Origin of the sequence: Nocardioides lentus (assembly GCF_039529515.1) — a bacterium.
Lineage (GTDB): Bacteria > Actinomycetota > Actinomycetes > Propionibacteriales > Nocardioidaceae > Nocardioides > Nocardioides lentus.
In genome coordinates this window covers 193,666-213,200 of the sequence record NZ_BAAAMY010000006.1, presented here as the reverse complement: position 1 = coordinate 213,200, position 19,535 = coordinate 193,666, and the positions used below count along the sequence as shown (strand labels likewise).

Annotated in this window: 17 protein-coding genes; all 17 read right to left on the bottom strand. The window is 73.0% G+C overall.

The annotated features are described in order from the left end of the window. Positions 1 to 236: 236 nt before the first annotated feature. The 17 genes from ABD158_RS14380 to rpsB all read right to left on the bottom strand — a co-directional run bounded on the left by ABD158_RS14380 (position 237) and on the right by rpsB (position 19,450). Positions 237 to 2,006, bottom strand: coding sequence for a proline--tRNA ligase (locus ABD158_RS14380; RefSeq protein WP_344008221.1), 1,770 nt, complete (start codon positions 2,004 to 2,006; stop codon positions 237 to 239). Between the two features lie 186 nt (positions 2,007 to 2,192). Further along, positions 2,193 to 3,029 carry a GNAT family N-acetyltransferase gene (locus ABD158_RS14375; protein ID WP_344008234.1) on the bottom strand — a complete coding sequence of 279 codons (837 nt, stop codon included), beginning with the start codon at positions 3,027 to 3,029 and terminating at the stop codon, positions 2,193 to 2,195. A 66-nt stretch (positions 3,030 to 3,095) separates the two neighbouring features. Further along, the gene (gene ispG / locus ABD158_RS14370) at positions 3,096 to 4,250 is read right to left on the bottom strand and encodes a flavodoxin-dependent (E)-4-hydroxy-3-methylbut-2-enyl-diphosphate synthase (protein ID WP_344008220.1); all 1,155 of its coding nucleotides are present in this window, start codon (positions 4,248 to 4,250) and stop codon (positions 3,096 to 3,098) included. A gap of 50 nt (positions 4,251 to 4,300) precedes the next feature. After that, positions 4,301 to 5,665: a M50 family metallopeptidase gene (locus tag ABD158_RS14365; protein WP_344008219.1), complete on the bottom strand. Its 1,365-nt coding sequence runs from the start codon at positions 5,663 to 5,665 to the stop codon at positions 4,301 to 4,303. Then, the gene (locus ABD158_RS14360) at positions 5,662 to 6,774 is read right to left on the bottom strand and encodes a 1-deoxy-D-xylulose-5-phosphate reductoisomerase (RefSeq protein ID WP_344008218.1); all 1,113 of its coding nucleotides are present in this window, start codon (positions 6,772 to 6,774) and stop codon (positions 5,662 to 5,664) included. Before ABD158_RS14360 ends, ABD158_RS14365 begins: the two co-directional genes overlap by 4 nt. A gap of 86 nt (positions 6,775 to 6,860) precedes the next feature. Further along, positions 6,861 to 8,048 (bottom strand): methyl acetate hydrolase AcmB, encoded by a 1,188-nt coding sequence (acmB, locus tag ABD158_RS14355; protein ID WP_344008217.1) that lies wholly within the window; start codon positions 8,046 to 8,048, stop codon positions 6,861 to 6,863. A 160-nt stretch (positions 8,049 to 8,208) separates the two neighbouring features. Then, positions 8,209 to 8,763 (bottom strand): hypothetical protein, encoded by a 555-nt coding sequence (locus ABD158_RS14350; protein ID WP_344008216.1) that lies wholly within the window; start codon positions 8,761 to 8,763, stop codon positions 8,209 to 8,211. Between the two features lie 65 nt (positions 8,764 to 8,828). Continuing rightward, positions 8,829 to 9,977, bottom strand: a complete 1,149-nt coding sequence (rlmN, locus tag ABD158_RS14345; protein ID WP_344008215.1) for a dual-specificity RNA methyltransferase RlmN — start codon at positions 9,975 to 9,977, stop codon at positions 8,829 to 8,831. A 221-nt stretch (positions 9,978 to 10,198) separates the two neighbouring features. Next, positions 10,199 to 10,804 carry a hypothetical protein gene (locus ABD158_RS14340; RefSeq protein ID WP_344008214.1) on the bottom strand — a complete coding sequence of 202 codons (606 nt, stop codon included), beginning with the start codon at positions 10,802 to 10,804 and terminating at the stop codon, positions 10,199 to 10,201. A gap of 99 nt (positions 10,805 to 10,903) precedes the next feature. Beyond that, positions 10,904 to 12,622, bottom strand: a complete 1,719-nt coding sequence (locus tag ABD158_RS14335) for a glycerol-3-phosphate dehydrogenase/oxidase (protein WP_344008213.1) — start codon at positions 12,620 to 12,622, stop codon at positions 10,904 to 10,906. Between the two features lie 53 nt (positions 12,623 to 12,675). Further along, a complete protein-coding gene (glpK, locus tag ABD158_RS14330; RefSeq protein ID WP_344008211.1) occupies positions 12,676 to 14,193 on the bottom strand; it encodes a glycerol kinase GlpK in 1,518 nt (505 codons plus the stop codon). Positions 14,194 to 14,232: 39 nt separating this feature from the next. Next, positions 14,233 to 15,054, bottom strand: a complete 822-nt coding sequence (locus ABD158_RS14325; protein WP_344008210.1) for an MIP/aquaporin family protein — start codon at positions 15,052 to 15,054, stop codon at positions 14,233 to 14,235. 113 nt (positions 15,055 to 15,167) lie between these two features. Beyond that, positions 15,168 to 16,052: a phosphatidate cytidylyltransferase gene (locus tag ABD158_RS14320; RefSeq protein ID WP_344008209.1), complete on the bottom strand. Its 885-nt coding sequence runs from the start codon at positions 16,050 to 16,052 to the stop codon at positions 15,168 to 15,170. A 20-nt stretch (positions 16,053 to 16,072) separates the two neighbouring features. Next, entirely contained in the window at positions 16,073 to 16,627 is a 555-nt protein-coding gene (frr, locus tag ABD158_RS14315; RefSeq protein WP_344008233.1) for a ribosome recycling factor, read from the bottom strand. 77 nt (positions 16,628 to 16,704) lie between these two features. Next, on the bottom strand, positions 16,705 to 17,415 hold the full coding sequence (gene pyrH, locus ABD158_RS14310) for a UMP kinase (protein ID WP_344008208.1): 711 nt from the start codon (positions 17,413 to 17,415) through the stop codon (positions 16,705 to 16,707). A 170-nt stretch (positions 17,416 to 17,585) separates the two neighbouring features. Next, the gene (gene tsf, locus ABD158_RS14305; protein WP_344008207.1) at positions 17,586 to 18,398 is read right to left on the bottom strand and encodes a translation elongation factor Ts; all 813 of its coding nucleotides are present in this window, start codon (positions 18,396 to 18,398) and stop codon (positions 17,586 to 17,588) included. Positions 18,399 to 18,460: 62 nt separating this feature from the next. Further along, positions 18,461 to 19,450: a 30S ribosomal protein S2 gene (rpsB, locus tag ABD158_RS14300; RefSeq protein ID WP_344008206.1), complete on the bottom strand. Its 990-nt coding sequence runs from the start codon at positions 19,448 to 19,450 to the stop codon at positions 18,461 to 18,463. Positions 19,451 to 19,535 lie beyond the last annotated feature (85 nt).

The following is a 19,535-nucleotide window of genomic DNA, read 5'->3' as shown; positions in this document are numbered from 1 at the left end:
CGAGGGGGGCCCGAGATCCTCCTCGTGGCGGGTGGGCCGGCGGGCCTCCCGTCGTGCTCACCGGGCCGGTCAACGCGGCCCGGTGCTGGGGGACCCGTCTGCAGCGGCGGATCCCCGGTGGGGGGTCCGAGGTCGGGCGCCCGAGCGCCGTTCCTCGTTGCACAACCATGCAACACGCGACCACCGGAAGGCGAGAGCCTCAAGGTTGCACGAAGTTGCAGTGCAACAAGTCGCACCTAGGCGGGGCGCACGACCGCCACCACGTGGTCGACGACGTCGGCCGCCGCCACCTCCGTCTTCTCCCCCGTACGACGGTCCCGGACCTCGACCACGCCGTCGGCGAGCCCGCGCCCGACCACGACGACGGTCGGCATCCCGAGCAGCTCGGCGTCCTTGAACTTCACGCCCGGGCTGACCTTGGGACGGTCGTCGTAGATCACCTCGACGCCGCGCGCCTCGAGCTCGGCCGCGATGCGCTCGGCCTCGTCGAAGACCGCCCGGTCCTTGCCGGTGGCGACCAGGTGCACGTCCGCGGGCGCGATCTCACGGGGCCAGCACAGGCCCAGCTCGTCGTGGTTGCCCTCCGCGATCGCGGCGACCGCCCGCGACGGCCCGATGCCGTAGGAGCCCATCGTCACCGTGACGAGCTTGCCGTTCTCGTCGAGGACCTGCAGCCCGAGCGCCTCGGCGTACTTGCGGCCCAGCTGGAAGATGTGGCCCATCTCGATGCCGCGCGCCGCCTCGAGGACACCGTCGTCGCAGCGCGGGCACGGGTCGCCGGCCCGGACCTCGGCGGCCTCGATGGTGCCGTCCGGGGTGAAGTCGCGGCCCGCGACGAGGTCGAGGACGTGGTGGCCGGCCTCGTCGGCCCCGGTCACCCAGCGGGTGCCGGTGACGACCCGCGGGTCGACCACGTAGCGGATGCCGGAGGCCCGGTCCGCGCCGAGCACGCCCGGTCCGATGTAGCCCTTGACCAGCGTCGGGTGCGCCGCGATCTCCTCGTCGGTCATCGGCTCCACCTCGATCGGCTCGAGCTGCCCGCCCAGGCGCTTCAGGTCGACCTCCCGGTCGCCCGGCACGCCGATCGCCAGCGGCTCGCGCGTGCCGTCGGGGTGGACCAGCGCGACCAGCACGTTCTTCAGCGTGTCCGCCGCGGTCCAGGCCCGGTCGTCGCGGGGGTGCGCGGCGTTCACGTGGTCGACGAGCGTGGCGATGGTCGGGGTGTCGGGGGTGTCCTCGACGTGGGCGGCGGGCGCGTCGTCGTGGGGCAGCGCCTCCGGGACGCGGGTCTCCACGGCCTCGACGTTGGCGGCGTAGTCGCACGTCGAGCAGCGGACGTAGGTGTCCTCGCCGACCTCGGCGCGCGCCAGGAACTCCTCCGAGCGGGACCCGCCCATCGCCCCCGAGGTCGCGCGCACGATCACGTACTCGAAGCCGAGCCGGTCGAAGATGCGCACGTACGCCGCCCGGTGCGCGGCGTAGGAGCGCTCGAGCCCGGCGTCGTCGACGTCGAACGAGTAGGAGTCCTTCATCACGAACTCGCGCCCGCGCAGCAGGCCCGCCCGGGGCCGCGCCTCGTCCCGGTACTTCGTCTGGATCTGGTAGATCGACAGCGGCAGGTCCTTGTACGACGAGTACAGGTCCTTCACCGCCAGCGTGAACATCTCCTCGTGGGTCGGCCCCAGGAGGTAGTCGGCGCCCTTGCGGTCCTTGAGGCGGAAGATGTTGGGGCCGTACTCCGTCCACCGGTTGCTCGCCTCGTAGGGCTCGCGCGGCAGCAGCGCGGGGAACAGCATCTCCTGCGCGCCGATCGCGTCCATCTCGGCGCGGATGATGTCCTCCACCCGGCGCAGGACCCGCAGGCCCAGCGGCAGCCAGGTGTAGATCCCCGGTGCCGCCCGCCGGATGTACCCCGCCCGCACCAGCAGCCGGTGGCTCGGCACCTCCGCGTCGACGGGGTCCTCGCGCAGCGTGCGGACGAAGAGGCTGGACAGGCGCAGGATCATGCGCGTCAGGCTAGGCCACCCCTGCCGCACGACTCGCGTCGGTTTCGGTCCGGCGCTCCTCTCGAAGGTGGCCCGACCGGATGTCGGCGTGCACCTCACCGGGTCTCGACCCGCGGTCGCGACCTCGTCCCCCGGTCGCGCGCTCGCTCGACCCGACTCCCGCCGCGCCCTCGCGGGCGCGGGGAGTCAGAACATCAGGGTGGCGAACGTGGCGGTCTGGGTGAAGCCGCACGCCTCGTAGGCCCGGCGGGCGGGCTCGTTCCAGTCGTTCACGTACAGCGAGAGCCCCGGCGCGAGCGCGGGGACGACGAGCCGCGCCACGGCGGCCATGCCGCGGGTGGCGAGGCCCTCGCCCCGCCGGTCCTCGGGGACGTACACGCCCTGGATCTGCGCGGCGGCGGGGCTCACGCAGGCGACCTCGGCCTTGAACACCACGCGCCCGTCGTCGATGCGGGCGAAGGACCAGCCGCGGTTGACCAGCTGGGTCACCCGGGCGCGGTAGAGCGCCGAGGAGCCGCCGCGCTCCGGGGAGACGCCGACCTCCTCGGTGTACATCGCGACCGCCGCCGGGTAGAGCACGTCCATGTCGGCCTTGGTCGTGCGCCGCACCAGGGGGTCGGGCTCGACCAGCGGCTCGCCGGTCAGCTCGAGGTGGGGCTGGTTCCAGCGCTCGTCGCGCGGCGGGCTCCACGTCTGCGAGGCCACCTCCCAGAAGGCCGCCACCGCCGCGCGGGGGCCCACGAGCGTCGACACCGACCGCGGCCGTCGTACGGCGCGCTCCGCGAAGGCCCGTGCGTCCTCGTCGCTCGCCTCGATCGGCACGAGGTTCGCGCCCAGGTGGCAGGCGGCGCGCAGGCGCCCCTCGGCGTAGCGGCCCCAGACCTCGCCGCCGAGCCAGCGGGGGTCCAGCCGGGTGGTGCGCGCGCGGTAGTCCGCGAAGCAGTTGACGACCGGGTCGCGGTTGGTCAGCGCGAGGAAGTCCTCGAGGTCGTCGGACCCCAGGACGTGCAGGCCCTCACGCATCGTGAGCACAGCCGGAGCCTAGCCCTGCCCGGCCGACGCGGCCCCCGCGCGAGGCCCGGGCACGGCTCAGGACACCGAGACGACGGGCTCGCCGGACTCCGCGTCCACGCCCATCTCGTCGGCGAGGCGCATGGCCTCCTCGATCAGGGTCTCCACGATCTGCGACTCGGGCACGGTCTTGATGACCTCGCCCTTCACGAAGATCTGGCCCTTGCCGTTGCCCGAGGCGACGCCCAGGTCGGCCTCGCGGGCCTCGCCGGGACCGTTGACGACGCAGCCCATGACCGCGACCCGCAGGGGCACCTCGAGGCCGTCCAGCCCGGCGGTGACCTCCTCGGCCAGCGTGTAGACGTCGACCTGCGCGCGACCGCACGAGGGGCAGGAGACGATCTCGAGGCGACGGGGCTTGAGGTTGAGGCTCTCCAGGATCTGGATGCCGACCTTGACCTCCTCCACCGGAGGGGCCGACAGCGAGACGCGGATGGTGTCGCCGATGCCCTGGCTGAGCAGGTGGCCGAACGCGACGGACGACTTGATCGTGCCCTGGAACGCCGGGCCCGCCTCGGTGACGCCGAGGTGCAGCGGCCAGTCGCCGGCCTCGGCGAGGAGCTCGTAGGCGCGCACCATCACGACGGGGTCGTTGTGCTTGACGGAGATCTTGAAGTCGCGGAAGCCGTGCTCCTCGAACAGCGACGCCTCCCAGATCGCGGACTCGACGAGGGCCTCGGGCGTGGCCCGGCCGTACTTGTCCATGATCCGCTTATCGAGCGAGCCGGCGTTGACGCCGATGCGGATCGAGGTGCCGTGGTCCTTCGCCGCCTGGGCGATCTCCTTGACCTGGTCGTCGAACTTGCGGATGTTGCCGGGGTTGACCCGGACCGCGGCGCAGCCGGCCTCGATGGCCGCGAAGACGTAGCGCGGCTGGAAGTGGATGTCGGCGATCACCGGGATCTGCGACTTGGTCGCGATCGCCGGGAGCGCGTCGGCGTCGTCCTGGCTGGGGCAGGCGACGCGGACGATGTCGCAGCCCGCGGCGGTCAGCTCGGCGATCTGCTGGAGCGTCGCGTTGATGTCGCTGGTCAGCGTCGTGGTCATCGACTGCACCGAGACCGGGGAGTCGCTGCCGACGCCCACCTTGCCGACCTTGATCTGGCGGGTCTGACGCCGCGGCGACAGCACCGGGGGCGGGGGTGCGGGCATGCCGAGGCTCACCGTGCTCATGGCTCCAGCGTACTGACCGGCCCCGCCCCCGCGGCGCCCGCCGACGCCGCTCAGTCCGGGAACGCGCTGAGCGGCACGACGATGTCGCCGATGATGAGCACGACGCCCATCACGAGCAGCGCCCCGGCGACGACGTAGGCGACGGGCAGCATCTTGGCCACGTCGGCGTAGCCGGGGTCGGGCCGCCGGCGCAGGCGGGCGACCCCGCGGCGGCCGGCCTCGTAGAGCGCCCCGGCGATGTGGCCGCCGTCGAGCGGCAGCAGCGGCACCAGGTTGAGGGCGCCGATGAAGAAGTTGAAGCCGGCGACGAGCAGGAACAGGAAGACCAGCTTGTCGGTGCCCGGGATCAGGTCGGTCGAGGCGGTCTCCCCCGCGATCCGGCCGCCGCCGACGACGGAGACCGGGCTCTCGGGGTCGCGCTCCTCGAGCCCGAGGATGGCCTGGCCGACGTCGAAGACCCGCGCGGGCAGCATGACCAGCGCCTCGGCGGTCTGCACGGTCATCTCGCCCATCTCGCCGAGCGTGTAGACCAGCCCGCCGGTGGTGGGCTCGACGACGGGCGAGACCCCGAGGAACCCCACCTCGGTGAGCCGCGCGGGGTCGACGTCCTCACCGGTGCCGGGCCGGGCCTGCACCGTGGTGTCGGTCGTGCCCGACATCGGCTCGCCGTCGCGCGTCCAGGTGAGCTCGGCGGCGCCGGAGGAGTTGTCCCGGATCAGGCCCTGCAGCTGGGGCCAGTCCGTGACCTCCGTGCCGTTGAACGACGTGACCACGTCGCCCGGTCGCAGGCCCGCCTCGGCGGCGGGGGCGGTCGGGTCCGCGGCCTCGCAGGCACGGTCGGACTCGTCGTAGGGCAGCACGCAGGCGGAGACCTCCGCGATCTGCGTGCCGACGGTGCGCTGGTCGGCGGGGTTGCCGTAGGTGGCGAAGATGGTGGCGAAGATGGCGAGGGCGATGGCGATGTTGACCGTCGGGCCCCCGGCCATGACGATCACCTTCTTCCACCAGGCCATCCGGTAGAAGAGCCGGTCGGTGTCCTCGGGGCCCACCAGCTCCCACTCCGCGGCGCGCGCGTCGGAGATGAGCTGGGTGAACATGCCGGTGTTGGACTTCCGCACGCGGTGCACCGGGCGGCCGAGCTCGTCGTGGCCCGCGGGCTCCGCGAGGTCGTCCGCCCCGGGCGGCAGCATCCCGACGATCTTGACGTAGCCGCCGAGCGGGACCGCCTTGACGCCGTACTCGGTCTCGCCGACCTGCTTCGACCACACGGTGGGGCCGAAGCCGACGAAGTACTGCGTGACCTTGCCGCCGAACGCCCGGGCCGGGACCAGGTGGCCGAGCTCGTGGAGCCCGATCGAGACCAGGATGGCGAGCACGAAGAACAGCACGCCCAGCGTGTAGAGCAGCACCGTCATCGGGTTCCCTCCTCGGCGACCTCCAGGCGCTCCGTGGCGACCGCCCGGGCCCAGGCGTCGGCGGCGAGCACGCCGTCGAGGTCCAGGGCCGACTCCGAGGGTACGTCGGGGTGGGCGGCGAGCACGTCGGCCACGAGGGGGACGATGCGGGTGAAGGCCACCTCGCCGGCGAGGAAGGCCGCGACCGCGACCTCGTTGGCGGCGTTGTAGACCGCCGGCGCGGTGCCCCCGCGCCGACCGGCCTCGCGCGCCAGCGCCACGGCGGGGAACGCCTCGTCGTCCAGCGGCTCGAAGGTCCAGGTGGACGCGGTCGTCCAGTCGCAGCCGGGGCCGGCGTCCGGGACGCGGTCGGGCCAGGCGAGGCCGAGGGCGATCGGGACCAGCATCGAGGGCGGCGAGGCCTGGGCGATCGTGGAGCCGTCGGTGAACTCGACCATGGAGTGCACCACCTGCTGCGGGTGCACGACGACGTCGACCGCGTCGAGGGGCAGGTCGAACAGCAGTCCGGCCTCGATCACCTCGAGGCCCTTGTTGACCAGGGTCGCGGAGTTGACCGTGATCACCGGGCCCATCGCGAAGTTGGGGTGCCGCAACGCCTGCGCGGGGGTCACGTCGGCGAGCTCGGCGGCGCTGCGGCCGCGGAACGGTCCCCCGCTGGCCGTGAGCACGAGGCGGCGCACCTCCGCGCGCTCCCCGGAGCGCAGCGCCTGCGCGATCGCGGAGTGCTCGGAGTCCACGGCGACGATCTGGCCGGGGGCGGCGAGCCGCGTGACGAGGGAGCCGCCGATGATCAGCGACTCCTTGTTGGCCAGCGCGAGGGTGCTGCCCGCCTCCAGGGCGGCGAGGGTCGGACGGAGGCCGACGGCCCCCGTGATGCCGTTGAGCACGACGTCGCAGGCCATCGACGCCGCGGCCACGGCACCGTCCTCGCCCAGCCCGGCGTACGACGGGGCGAACTCGGCGACCTGGGCGTCGAACAGCTCCGGCTGCGACCCGCCCGCGGCGAGCCCGACGACCCGGAAGCGGTCCGGGTTGCGTCGGCACAGGTCGAGGGCCTGCGTCCCGATCGAACCGGTCGACCCGAGCACCACCACGTCACGACGACTCACCGCGCCATGCTCGCAGAGGGCCCGCACCCGCTCGGGCGAGGGCGCGCTCGGGCCGGGGCTCGCCGTCCGGGGTCCGGGCGGGCCGCTCAGGTGAGGGCGGAGTAGGCGGCGGTCTCGAACGCGAGGTAGCCCCCCACCGAGGCGGGGTCGGCGAACGGGAAGATCTGGGTCGCCCAGAAACCACCGATGCCGTTGGCCCGGTCGATCCAGTAGTACAGGTTCGCGAGGCCGGCCCAGGCCAGGGCGCCCGCGGGGCGGCCGGTCGGGGCGGGCTCGTCGTTGATCATGAACGTCAGCGCCCAGGTCTTGGGCATGCCGGGGAAGAACTCGGCGTCGTTGGACAGTGACGGGATCACGCCCGGCAGGCCCGTGATCGTCATGTCGCCCTCGAGGTGGTTGACCGCCGCCATCTCGGCGGTCTCCGGCCTCAGCACCCGACCGCCGGGGCCCTCGCCGTCGTTGAGCCACATCCGGATGAACTTCATGTAGTCCGGCACCGTCGACCACAGGCCGTGGCCGCCCATGTGGACCTCCGGCTCCGGCAGGGCGAAGTCGGTGGCCGCGAGCGTGCCCGCGTCGTCGCGCTGGTGCATCGTGACGCGGCGCTCGCTCAGGGGTCCCGCGAGCGAGAAGGCGGTGTCGTCCATGCCCAGCGGCGCGAAGATCCGGTCGGCGAACACGTCGCCGAGCCGCTGCCCGGTGATCCCCTCGACGACCTGGCCGGCCCAGTCGATGTTGGAGCCGTAGTGCCACCGGGTGCCGGGGTCGAACAGCAGCGGGGTGCGCAGCGACGCGCGGGACGCGGTGACGACGCTGGGCTGGCCGTGCTCGGTGGCCAGGCGCAGGTAGTCGGCGTTGAAGAAGTCGTAGGCGAAGCCGGCGGTGTGGGTGAGCAGCTGCCGGGTCGTCGGCGGGCTGGCCGGGGGCCGCAGACGGGGGCTGCCGTCGTCGTCGAAGCCTTCCAGCACCTGCACCTCGGCGAGCTCCGGGGCGTGGTCGGCGGCGGGAGCGTCGAGGTCGAGGCGGCCCTCCTCGACCAGCTGCAGGCAGGCCGTGCCCGTGATCGCCTTCGTCGTGGAGAAGATCGCGAAGACCGAGTCCGCGGTCATGGGCTGCTCGGAGTCGAGGCTGCGGCGTCCGGCGACCCCGCCGTAGAGGTCGCGCTCGCGGTCGGTGACCATCGCGACGACCCCGGGCACCCCGCCCGAGGACACCGCGCGCTCCAGCACCTCGTCGCAGGCGGTCCGCAGGTCGGGGCGCTGGTCGGTGGTCATGGCGGGCTCCTTCGGCGCACGGGAGGGGTCGCCGCCACGGTACGTCGGACGTGAGCCACGCCACACCGTCCGGCCGGACGGGTCGACGCGGCGCCCATCGGCGCCCGTCGGCGGCCCGTCGGCGCCCGTCGGCGGCCCGTCGGCGCCCGTCGGCGGCCCGTCAGCGCCCGTCGGGGGCCGGGACGTCGACCGGACGTCCGGCCACGAGCGCGGCCAGCGCCGCCCCGAGGACGCTCTCGACCTCCGGCTCCCGGACCTCGGTGTCCCCCACGACGTACGACGGTGCGCCCGGCGGCGGGTCGGCCGGCGGGGCCGGGTCGGTGCGGCCGGCGCGCAGCGCGAGCTCCAGGGCCCAGTCGCGGGACTCCACGACGGCCCCGTCGCCCTCGACGATCACGGCGGGCACGGCGGCGTCGGCCGGGGGCGGCGTGGCCGCGACGAGCAGCGTCGCCGTGGCGGGGTCGCCGTCCAGGACCGGCACCGCGCCGAGCCTCAGGGCGGCGAGGCACGCCAGCAGCCGGGTCCGCGGCGAGGCGTCGGTCACGACCACCCGGGCCCCCGGCGCCACCCCGAGGCCGCGCATCGCGCCGGCGAGGGTGGCCACCTCCTCCAGCAGCCGGGCGAAGTCCCAGTCGCGACCACCGCCGCGCAGGGCGGGCTCCGCGGCCCGGCCCGCGATCACGTGACGGTCGAGGGCCTCGAAGGACAGGTTCACAGCTCCACCTTCCGGTCGCGCACGGTGCCCGGGCCGCGAGGCCCGGCACCGGCTCGACGAGGGTCCTACTCGGCGGCGGCCAGCTGGCCGCAGGCGCCGTCGATCTCGCGGCCGCGGGTGTCGCGGACCGTGGTCGGGATGCCCTTCGCCTCGAGCCGGCGGACGAACTCGCGCTCGTCGGCGGGGTCGGAGGCGGTCCACTTCGACCCCGGGGTGGGGTTGAGCGGGATCAGGTTCACGTGCACCCAGCCCCAGTCGCCGTACCCGCGCAGCACGTCGGCGAGCAGGTCGGCGCGCCAGGCCTGGTCGTTGATGCCGCGCATCATGGCGTACTCGATCGAGACCCGACGCTTGGTCGTGCGCGCGTAGTCCCAGGCCGCCTCGACCGTCTCGGCGACCGAGGAGCGGGTGTTGATCGGGACCAGCTCGTTGCGCAGCTCGTCGTCGGGAGCGTGCAATGACAGCGCCAGGGTGACCGGGATGCCCTCCTCGGTCAGCTGCCGGATCCGCGGGACGAGGCCGACGGTCGAGACCGTGACGTTGCGCGCGGAGAGGCCGAGCCCCTCCGGCGGCGGGGCCACGAGGCGGCGGACCGCACCGATGACGGCCTTGTAGTTGGCCAGGGGCTCGCCCATGCCCATGAACACCACGTTGGACAGGCGTCCCGGGCCGCCAGCCACGTCGCCGGAGCGCATGTCGCGCGCCGCGGAGACCACCTGGTCGACGATCTCGGCGGTCGACATGTTGCGCTGCAGGCCGCCCTGGCCGGTCGCGCAGAACGGGCAGGCCATGCCGCAGCCGGCCTGCGAGGAGACGCAGACGGTGGCCCGATCGGGGTAGCGCATCAGCACGGACTCGACGAGCGCGTTGTCGAACAGCCGCCACAGCGTCTTGCGGGTCGTGCCCCGGTCGGCCTCGAGCGTGCGGACCGGCGTCATCAGCGGCGGGAGCAGCTCGGCGACGAGGTCGCCGCGGCTGCCGGCGGGCAGGTCCGTCATCTGCTCGGCGTCGGCGACGAGGCGACCGAAGTAGTGGTGGCCCAGCTGCGTGGCGCGGAAGCCCGGCAGGCCGGCGGCCTCGAGGGCCGCCTTGCGCTCCGGACCCGTGAGGTCGGCGAGGTGCCGGGGCGGCTTGGCGCGGCCCCGGGGCTCGGTGAAGACCAGCGGCAGTGCGGTGCGCCCGGCCTGCGGGTCGGTGGTGTGGTCGTCGGACATCCCCTCCATCGTCCCACCTGCCCGGTCACCGCGCGGAATCACCGAGTCGGCCCGCGTGCGCAGCCCGGCACCACCGAGTCGGCCCGCATGCGCAGGCCCGCCGCGCACCCGGGCCGACTCGACGCCGTACCGGTGCGCACCCGGGCCGACTCGACGCCGTACCGGTGCGCACGCGGGCCGACTCGACGCCGTAGCGGTGCGCACCCGGGCCGACTCGGGAGTCAGCGCCCGGTGAAGATGAGGAACGCGAGCACGAGGGCGGCGACGCCGACCACGACGACGCCGCTGAGTCCGACGCCGAGGAGCATGTAGCGCCCGAAGCGGCGGGTCCGCGGGGCGATCGCCAGGCCGATCGGCACCAGGATCGCCGGCAGGAAGAAGACGAGGTCCGCGCTCAGGAGGTCCGCGGGGCTGTCCGGGTCGCTGAGGACCCACCACAGGACCGGCAGCACCAGCACGTAGAGCATGCCGGCGAAGAAGCCGCCGAGGGCCTCGCCCACCGGCTTCTGGGGCGCCGTGGACCCCGAGGCCTCGTCGGCGCCCGGGGGGTCGACGTCGCCGCGGTCGTGGTCGTCGAGGCGGACGGCGGGACGCTCCACCGTGTCTGCGCGGGCGTACGCCGGGTCCTGCGACGCCCGGCCGACCCCGGCGCCGACCCCGGGGTCGTCGCCGCCCGTGGCGCGCGCGTCGCGGGTGCCCCGGACCTCGCGCACGCGGCTGTCGTCGCCGACCACGATCCGCTGCGTGGCGGTCGCGTCCTCGGGCGGGCGCGCCACGCGGCGGCCCGGCGTCGGGGCGCCGCGGTCACCGGGCGTGGAGTCGTTCACGGCCCCAGCATCCCACCCGGACCCCGGCGGGTGTCACCAGACACCCGCCGGGCCCGGTCGCCGGACGGTCCCGCGGCGCCCCGGGCCGGTCGGCAGGGCTCAGGACAGCGGCACCATGTCGGGCGCGCCGAGCCGCGCGGCGTCCGCGGTCTCGTCGTCCGGCATCTGCTGGCTCTCCCGCTCCGCCTGGACGCGGGCACGGTAGTGCTCGATCTCGACGGCCTTCTGCTCGTCGCTCCAGCCCAGGACCCCGGCCATGAGGTCGGCGACCTCCTCGACGGCGCCGACGCCGCGGTCGAAGGTCTCGATCGACAGCCGGGTGCGGCGGGTCAGTGCGTCGTCGACGTGCCGCGCGCCCTCGTGGGAGGCGGCGTAGACGATCTCGACCCGCAGGTGGTCGGCCGCCCCGGACAGGGGCTCCCCGAGCGAGGGGTCCTCCGCCACCATGTCGAGCAGCTCGTGGACCAGCGTCCCGTAGCGCTCGAGCAGCGACTCGATGCGCGCCTCGTGCAGCCCGGAGCGCTCGGCGAGCAGCTGCCGCGAGTTCCACGCCGCGTGGTAGCCCTCGGCGCCCAGCAGGGGCACGTCCTCGGTGACGGAGGCGGGCACCCGGCGCCCGTTGTGGGCCTCGAGGCCGTGCACGGCCTCGTCGACGGCGTCCTTCGCCATCACCCGGTACGTCGTGTACTTGCCGCCCGCGACCACGACCAGGCCGGGCGCGGGGTGCGACACGGCGTGCTCGCGGGAGAGCTTGGAGGTCGCGTCGGACTCGCCGGCCAGCAGCGGGCGCAGCCCGGCGTAGACGCCCTCGACGTCCTCGCGGGTCAGCGGCTTCTCCAGCACCCCGTTGACGTGGGTGAGGATGTAGTCGATGTCGGCCTCGCTCGCCGCCGGGTGGGCCTTGTCGAGCTCCCAGTCGGTGTCGGTGGTGCCGATGATCCAGTGCCGGCCCCAGGGGATGACGAACAGCACGGACTTCTCGGTGCGCAGGATCATGCCCACGCTCGAGCGGATCCGGTCCTTCGGCACCACGAGGTGCACGCCCTTGGAGGCGCGCACGTGGAACGGCCGCGCCTGCCCGGCGAGGCCCTGGGTGTCGTCGGTCCACACGCCCGTCGCGTTGACGATCTGGCGCGCCCGCACGGTGATGCGGCGGTCGCTCTCGAGGTCGTGGACCACGGCACCCGTGACCCGCTCCCCCTCGCGCGACAGCTCCACGACCCGCGCGCGGTTGGCGACGTGCGCGCCGTACGCCGCGGCGGTGCGCGCGATGAACATCGTGTGGCGGGCGTCGTCGACCTGGGCGTCGTAGTAGCGCAGGGCGCCGACCAGGGCGTCCTTCCGCAGCGCGGGGGCCAGCTTGCGCGCCCCGCGCCGCGTCAGGTGCTTGTGCAGCGGCACGTCGCCGGTGCCGGCGATCCGGCTCATCGCGTCGTACAGCGCCACGCCGGAGCCGACGTAGAAGCGCTCCCAGCCCCGGTGGGTCAGCGGGTAGAGGAACGGGACCGGCCGCACCAGGTGCGGCGCGATCTTGTCGATCATCAGCCCGCGCTCCTTGAGCGCCTCCGCGACCAGCGCGAAGTCGAGCATCTCCAGGTAGCGCAGACCGCCGTGCATCAGCTTGCTGCTGCGGCTGGAGGTCCCGGACGCGAAGTCCCGGGCCTCGACGAGGCCGACCGACAGACCGCGGGTCGCGGCGTCGAGGGCCGCTCCGGTCCCCACCACCCCGCCGCCGATCACCAGCACGTCGAGCTCGGTGTCGGCCATGGCCGACAGCGAGTCCTCACGTCGTTGCGGGGAGAGGGGGACCGACCTCATGACTCACGCCTTCCTGAGCAGTTGCGGTGTCTCGGGCCGGTACCCAGGCCCCGTCAGTCGACGTCGACCCAGCCGAGCGTGCGCTCGACGGCCTTCTTCCACCCGGTGTAACCCGCCTCGCGCTGCGCGTCATCCCACTGCGGGGACCAACGGCGGCCCTCGTTCCAGTTGGACCGGAGCTCGTCGGTGCTGGCCCAGAAGCCGACCGCGAGGCCCGCGGCGTACGCCGCGCCGAGGCAGGTGGTCTCCGCGAGCACCGGCCGGCTCACCTCGACCCCGAGCACGTCGGCCTGGATCTGCATGCACAGCTCGTTGGCGGTGACGCCGCCGTCGACCTTCAGCACCTCGAGCTTGACGCCGGAGTCGGAGTACATCGCGTCCGCGACGTCCTTCGACTGGTAGCAGATCGCCTCGAGGGTGGCCCGGGCCAGGTGGGCGTTGGTGTTGTAGCGCGAGAGCCCGACGATCGCGCCGCGCGCGTCGGAGCGCCAGTACGGCGCGAACAGGCCGGAGAACGCCGGGACGAAGTAGACGCCGCCGTTGTCCTCGACCTGACGGGCCAGCGACTCCGACTGCGAGGCACCGGAGATGATGCCGAGCTGGTCGCGCAGCCACTGCACGGCCGACCCGGTGACCGCGATGGAGCCCTCGAGGGCGTAGACCGTCGGCTCGTCGCCGAACTTGTAGCAGACCGTCGTCAGCAGCCCGGCCTCCGAGCGCACCAGCTCGGTGCCGGTGTTGAGCAGCATGAAGTTGCCGGTGCCGTAGGTGTTCTTCGCCTCACCCGGCTCGAAGCAGACCTGCCCGACGGTGGCGGCCTGCTGGTCGCCGAGGATGCCGGTCAGCGGCACCTCGCCGCGGACGGGGCCCTTGGTCAGGGTCGTGCCGTAGCCCTGCGGCTCGGAGGACGAGCGGATCTCGGGCAGCATCGCCCGCGGGATGTCGAACAGCGCGATGAGCTCGTCGTCCCACTGGCAGGTCTCGAGGTCCATCAGCATGGTGCGGCTGGCGTTGGTGACGTCGGTGACGTGGACGCCACCGTCGGTGCCGCCGGTGAGGTTCCAGATGATCCAGGAGTCGGTCGTGCCGAAGATCGCCTCGCCCCGCTCGGCGGCCTCGCGCACGCCGTCGACGTTCTCGAGGATCCACTGGATCTTGCCGCCGGCGAAGTAGGTGGCGGGCGGCAGGCCGGCCTTGCGGCGGATGACCTCGCCGTGGCCGTCGCGCTCCAGCTTGGAGGCGATCCGGTCGGTCCGCGTGTCCTGCCAGACGATGGCGTTGTACCAGGCCCGGCCCGTCTTCGGGTTCCACACGACGGTGGTCTCGCGCTGGTTGGTGATGCCGATCGCGGCGAGGTCGGCGGCGGTCACGTCGGCCTTGTTCATCGCCTGCTGGATCACCGACGAGGTGCGCTCCCAGATCTCGATCGGGTCGTGCTCGACCCAGCCGGCCCTCGGCAGGATCTGCTCGTGCTCGAGCTGGTGGCGGGCGACCTCCTCCCCGGCGTGGTCGAAGATCATGAACCGGGTGCTGGTGGTGCCCTGGTCGACGGCGCCGACGTACTGAGCCATGCGTGCCTTCTCTCGTTCTCGGGTCTCGAGCGGTGGGGGTCAGGCGTTCGGACGCGCCTCGCCGACGGCCGCGGGCTCGTCGTCGGGGGCGGTGAGGTGGATCTCGATGAGGAACTTGAAGGCCGCGCCGCCGACGAGGCCGCCGATGATCGGCGCGACGATCGGCAGCCACCAGTACGGCGTGCCGTCGGGCGTGACCCAGGCCGTGTCGTAACCGGTGAGCCACGACGCCAGCCGGGGCCCGAAGTCGCGGGCGGGGTTGATGGCGTAGCCGGCGTTGGAGCCCCAGGCGAAGCCGAGGGCGACCACGAGCAGGCCCACCATGAGCGGACCGATGTTGGCCAGCGGCGGGTTGTTCCACGCCGTGGTCAGCGCGAAGATCACGAAGACGAGGATCGCGGTGCCGACGACCTGGTCGGCGAAGGCCGTGGTGATCGAGACCGTGCCGCCGTCCGCGGTGGCGCCGGGCAGCGTCGAGAAGATGCCCTGGGTCGCGCTGGTCAGGTCGGGGTCGACGGCCGTGATCTGGTCGGCGTAGACGAACCGCACGATGATCGCGGCCACGAACGCGCCGAGCGTCTGGGCCAGCGCGTAGGGCCCGACCTTGGCCCAGGAGAAGCCCTTGAAGGCGGCCAGCGCGACGGTCACGGCCGGGTTCAGGTGGGCGCCCGAGAGCCGGGCGGCGGTGTAGACGCCGAGGGTCACGCCGATGCCCCACGCCCAGGCGATCGAGTCGTAGGCGCCGGAGGCCCCGTCGACGGTCGTCACCACCTGGGCGACCACCCCGACACCGAACAGGATGAGGATCATCGTCCCCGCGAACTCGGCGCTCAGCTCGCCGACCAGACCGCCCTTGCGCACAGGTGTCCCCTCCGTCCCCCGGCACCACGCTGTGCCGTAGGCCACTCACCCTGGCCCTGGCGGGGGGCGGGGTCAACCACCGGACCCGCGCGGCGGGCCCGGTGGAGGGGCGTTCAGAAGACGAGGTAGTGCAGCAGCAGCCAGGTCGGGGCGGCCGTGGCCAGCAGGGAGTCGAGGCGGTCCATCAGCCCGCCGTGGCCGGGGATGACCTGGCTCATGTCCTTGACGCCCAGGTCGCGCTTGATCACGGACTCGAGCAGGTCGCCGAGGGTGGCCATCACGCCCGCGATGGCGCCGAGCAGCATCCCGACCCACCAGTCGCCCGCCAGCAGGAACGTGACCAGCAGCCACCCGGCGAACGTGGAGAACGCCACCGAGCCCGCGAGCCCCTCCCAGGACTTCTTCGGGGAGATGACGGGCGCCATCGGGTGCCGCCCGAACAGCACGCCCGCGACGTACCCGCCGGTGTCGGAGGCGACGGTGACCAGGATGAAGACGATGATCGACTGCACACCGGGGTTGTCGAGACCGGCGCCGGCGACCCCGCCCTCGGCGAGCAGCAGCGCCACGAAGGAGCCGAGGAACGGCACGTAGACCAGGGTGAACACCGCGGTGGAGGCGTTGGCCACGTAGCCGTCGATGCCGCGGCGCAGGAGCCACAGCATGATCACCAGGGCGGTGACGGCCGTCGCCGTGACCAGCACCCCGGCCCCGTAGACGTAGGCCACGACGACCATGACCACGCCGCCGACCATGAGCGGCTGCTCGGGCAGGTCGGCGCCGGTCGTCAGCAGCGCGCGGCGCAGCTCCCAGATCGCGACCACCACGGCGATCGCGACGATGACCATGAAGGCCGTCTTCCAGAACAGCAGCGACGCCGCGATGGCGCCCAGCAGGACCACCGCCGAGGCGACCGCGGCGGGCAGGTTCCGCCCGGCGCGACCGTGGTCCTTGGCGGGCACGGGCGCCTGCGTCCCGGGGACTGACCTGTCACTCATGCGCGTCTCGCGTCGGGTCCTCAGACCTCGAGCAGCTCGGACTCCTTGTTCTTCAGCATCTCGTCGATCTCGTCGGTGTGCTTCTTGGTCATGCCGTCCAGCCGCTTCTCCGCGCCGGTGACGTCGTCCTTGCCGACCTCGCCGTCCTTCTCGAGCTTCTCGAGGCCCTGCTTGGCGGTGCGGCGGATGTTGCGCACCGACACCCGACCGTCCTCGGCCTTGCCGCGGGCGACCTTGATGTACTCCTTGCGGCGCTCCTCGGTCAGCTCGGGGAACACGCAGCGCAGCACCTTGCCGTCGTTGGCCGGGTTGACGCCGAGGTCGGAGTCGCGGATCGCCCGCTCCACGCCCGCCATGGCGCCCATGTCGTAGGGCTGGACCAGGATCACCCGCGCCTCGGGAGCGGTGAAGGAGGCCAGCTGCTGCAGCGGCGTGGGCGAGCCGTAGTAGTCGACGACGATCTTGGCGAACATGCTCGGGTGCGCCCGGCCGGCGCGGATCGCCGCGAAGTCCTCGCGGGTCGCCTCGACCGACTTGCGCATCTTGGCGTCGGCCTCGGTGAGGACGTCGTTGATCACGGCTGCTCCTTGCTCGGGTGGGGCTCGGGTGGGGCTCTGGTAGGGCTCGTCGGGTCCGGACGCCGGGTCGGGCGTCAGTCCCGGGAGACCGTCGTCCCGATCTTCTCACCCGCGACCGCGCGCCCGATGGTGCCCGGCTCGGAGAGGTTGAAGAAGACCATGTCGAGGTCGTTGTCGCGGGCCAGGCTGATCGCGGTGGCGTCCGCGACCTTCAGCCCGCCGGACAGGAAGTCGTCGTAGGTGAGGGTGTCGTACTTCGTGGCCGACGCGTTCTGCTTCGGGTCGGAGTCGTAGACGCCGTCGACGCCCTGCTTGCCCATGAGGATCACCTCGCAACGCGTCTCGAGCGCCCGCTGGGCGGCGACGGTGTCGGTGGAGAAGAACGGCATGCCGGCGCCGGCGCCGAAGATCACGACGCGACCCTTCTCCAGGTGCCGGATCGCCCGGCGCGGGATGTAGGGCTCCGCGACCTGGCCCATCGTGATGGCCGTCTGGACGCGGGTCTCGACCCCGTTCTTCTCGATGAGGTCCTGCAGGGCGAGGCAGTTCATGACGGTGCCGAGCATGCCCATGTAGTCGGCGCGGGCGCGCTCCATGCCGCGCTGCTGCAGCTCGGCACCCCGGAAGAAGTTGCCTCCGCCGACCACGATCGCGACCTGCGTGCCGGAGCGCGCGACGTCGGCGATCTCCGCCGCGATGGCGTTGATGACGTCCAGGTCGAGGCCGACCTGGCCTCCCCCGAACACCTCGCCGGACAGCTTCAGCAGCACACGGCGGTAGCTCACGCGGTCGTTCCCTTCGTCCTGGGGTGGTCGTCCTGGCTGGTCGTCCTGCGGGTCGTCCTGGGTGGTGCTGGTCGTGCTCGTCTCGTGGCACGGGGCCGGTCGCGCTCCCGCGGAGGGAGTCACGACCGGCCCCGGCGCACGTCTGCGTGGGAACCTAGCGGATCAGCGCGTCAGGCGCCGACCTCGAACCGCGCGAACCGCGTGACGGTCGAGCCGGCCTCGTCGAGGACGGCCTTGACCGACTTCTTGTTCTCGGTCACCGACGGCTGGTCGAGCAGGACGACGTCCTTGAAGAAGGAGTTGACCCGGCCCTCGGTGATCTTGGCGATCGCCTGCTCGGGCTTGCCCTCCTCGCGGGCGGTCGCCTCGGCGATGCCGCGCTCGTGCTCGACGAGCTCGGCGGGGACCTCGTCGCGGGTGAGGTACTGCGGGCGCATCGCCGCGATCTGCATGGCCGCGCCGCGCGCACCCTCCTCGGCGCCGTCGTACTCGACGAGCACGCCGACGGCGGGCGGGAGGTCGGCCGCACGACGGTGCAGGTAGGTCACGACGGGTCCGTCGAACCGGGCCACGCGACCGAGCTCGATCTTCTCGCCGATCTTGACCGCGAGGCCCTCGACGAGCTCACCGACGGTCTGGCCGTCCAGCTCGACGCTCTTGAGGCTCTCCGCGTCGGTGGCGCCGGACGCGTCGGCGGCCTCCGCGATCCGCTGGGCGGCACCGATGAGCTCGTCGCCCTTGGCGACGAAGTCGGTCTCGCAGTTCAGCTCGACCAGCGCGTTGCCGGCGTTGGCGACGAGGCCGTTGGAGGCCTCACGCTCGGCACCGCGCTTCGCGGCCTTGGCGGCGCCCTTGACGCGCAGCACCTCGATGGCCTTCTCGAAGTCGCCGTCGGCCTCGGTGAGCGCCTTCTTGCAGTCCATCATGCCCGCGCCGGTGGCGTCGCGGAGCTTCTTGACGTCGGCGGCAGCAAAAGCAGCCATGGTCCCTCTTTCGTCGGTCCCACCGGGCCCCGGATCACGGGGCCCGGTGCGGGGGGGGTCGGTCAGTCGGTGGTCTCGGCCGCGGCCTGCGGCGAGGCGTCCGCCGTGGCGGTCGCGTCGACCGGGGCCTCGGCGCCGGACTCCGCGGGGGTCTCGGTGGGCGCACCCGCGGGGGCGGCGGCCGGGGCGTCGCCGGCGACCTCGGTCGTCTCGGCGGACGCGCCGGTGGACTCGGAGGCCGGGGTGGCGCCGGGCTCGCCCGAGGTCGCCGCGGTCGCGGCCTGCTCGGCGTCGCCGCCCAGCAGCTCGCGCTCCCAGTCGGCGAGGGGCTCCTCGGTGGTGCCCGCACCCTCACGGCCGCCGGAGCGGGCGATGAGGCCCTCGGCGACGGCGTCGGCGACGACCCGGGTCAGCAGCCCGACGGCGCGGATGGCGTCGTCGTTGCCGGGGATCGGGAAGTCGACCTCGTCGGGGTCGCAGTTGGTGTCCAGGATGCCGATGATCGGGATCCGGAGCTTGCGGGCCTCCTCGACGGCGAGGTGCTCCTTCTTGGTGTCGACCACCCACACGGCGGCGGGGGTGCGACCCATCTCGCGGATGCCGCCCAGGGTCTTGTCGAGCTTGTCGCGCTCGCGCTTGAGCTGCAGCAGCTCCTTCTTCGTGCGACCGGAGCCGGCCACGTCGTCGAAGTCGAGCTCGTCGAGCTCCTTGAGGCGGTTGATCCGCTGGTGCACGGTCTGGAAGTTGGTGAGCATGCCGCCGAGCCAGCGCTGGTTGACGTAGGGCATGCCGACGCGCATCGCCTGCTCGGCGATGGCCTCCTGCGCCTGCTTCTTCGTGCCGACGAACATGATGCTGCCGCCCTTGGCGACCGTGTCCTTGACGAAGGCGTAGGAGCGGTCGATGTAGGCCAGCGACTGCTGCAGGTCGATGATGTAGATGCCGTTGCGGTCGGTGAGGATGAACCGCTTCATCTTCGGGTTCCAGCGACGGGTCTGGTGCCCGAAGTGGACGCCGCTCTCGAGGAGCTGGCGCATGGTGACGACTGCCATGGTGGTGCCTTCCTGGGGGGCGCGGCCCGACTGCCCGCCCTTGACGCAGGGCGGACCGGGTCGCGCACCGGTCGTGTTCTCAGTT

Bases quoted from the DNA above. Each gene is read 5' to 3' on its own strand.
- ABD158_RS14380 (WP_344008221.1), bottom strand. From the start codon at position 2,006: ATGATCCTGCGCCTGTCCAGCCTCTTCGTCCGCACGCTGCGCGAGGAC.
- ABD158_RS14375 (WP_344008234.1), bottom strand. From the start codon at position 3,029: ATGCGTGAGGGCCTGCACGTCCTGGGGTCCGACGACCTCGAGGACTTC.
- ispG (WP_344008220.1), bottom strand. From the start codon at position 4,250: ATGAGCACGGTGAGCCTCGGCATGCCCGCACCCCCGCCCCCGGTGCTG.
- ABD158_RS14365 (WP_344008219.1), bottom strand. From the start codon at position 5,665: ATGACGGTGCTGCTCTACACGCTGGGCGTGCTGTTCTTCGTGCTCGCC.
- acmB (WP_344008217.1), bottom strand. From the start codon at position 8,048: ATGACCACCGACCAGCGCCCCGACCTGCGGACCGCCTGCGACGAGGTG.
- rlmN (WP_344008215.1), bottom strand. From the start codon at position 9,977: ATGTCCGACGACCACACCACCGACCCGCAGGCCGGGCGCACCGCACTG.
- ABD158_RS14335 (WP_344008213.1), bottom strand. From the start codon at position 12,622: ATGAGGTCGGTCCCCCTCTCCCCGCAACGACGTGAGGACTCGCTGTCG.
- glpK (WP_344008211.1), bottom strand. From the start codon at position 14,193: ATGGCTCAGTACGTCGGCGCCGTCGACCAGGGCACCACCAGCACCCGG.
- ABD158_RS14320 (WP_344008209.1), bottom strand. From the start codon at position 16,052: ATGAGTGACAGGTCAGTCCCCGGGACGCAGGCGCCCGTGCCCGCCAAG.
- tsf (WP_344008207.1), bottom strand. From the start codon at position 18,398: ATGGCTGCTTTTGCTGCCGCCGACGTCAAGAAGCTCCGCGACGCCACC.
- rpsB (WP_344008206.1), bottom strand. From the start codon at position 19,450: ATGGCAGTCGTCACCATGCGCCAGCTCCTCGAGAGCGGCGTCCACTTC.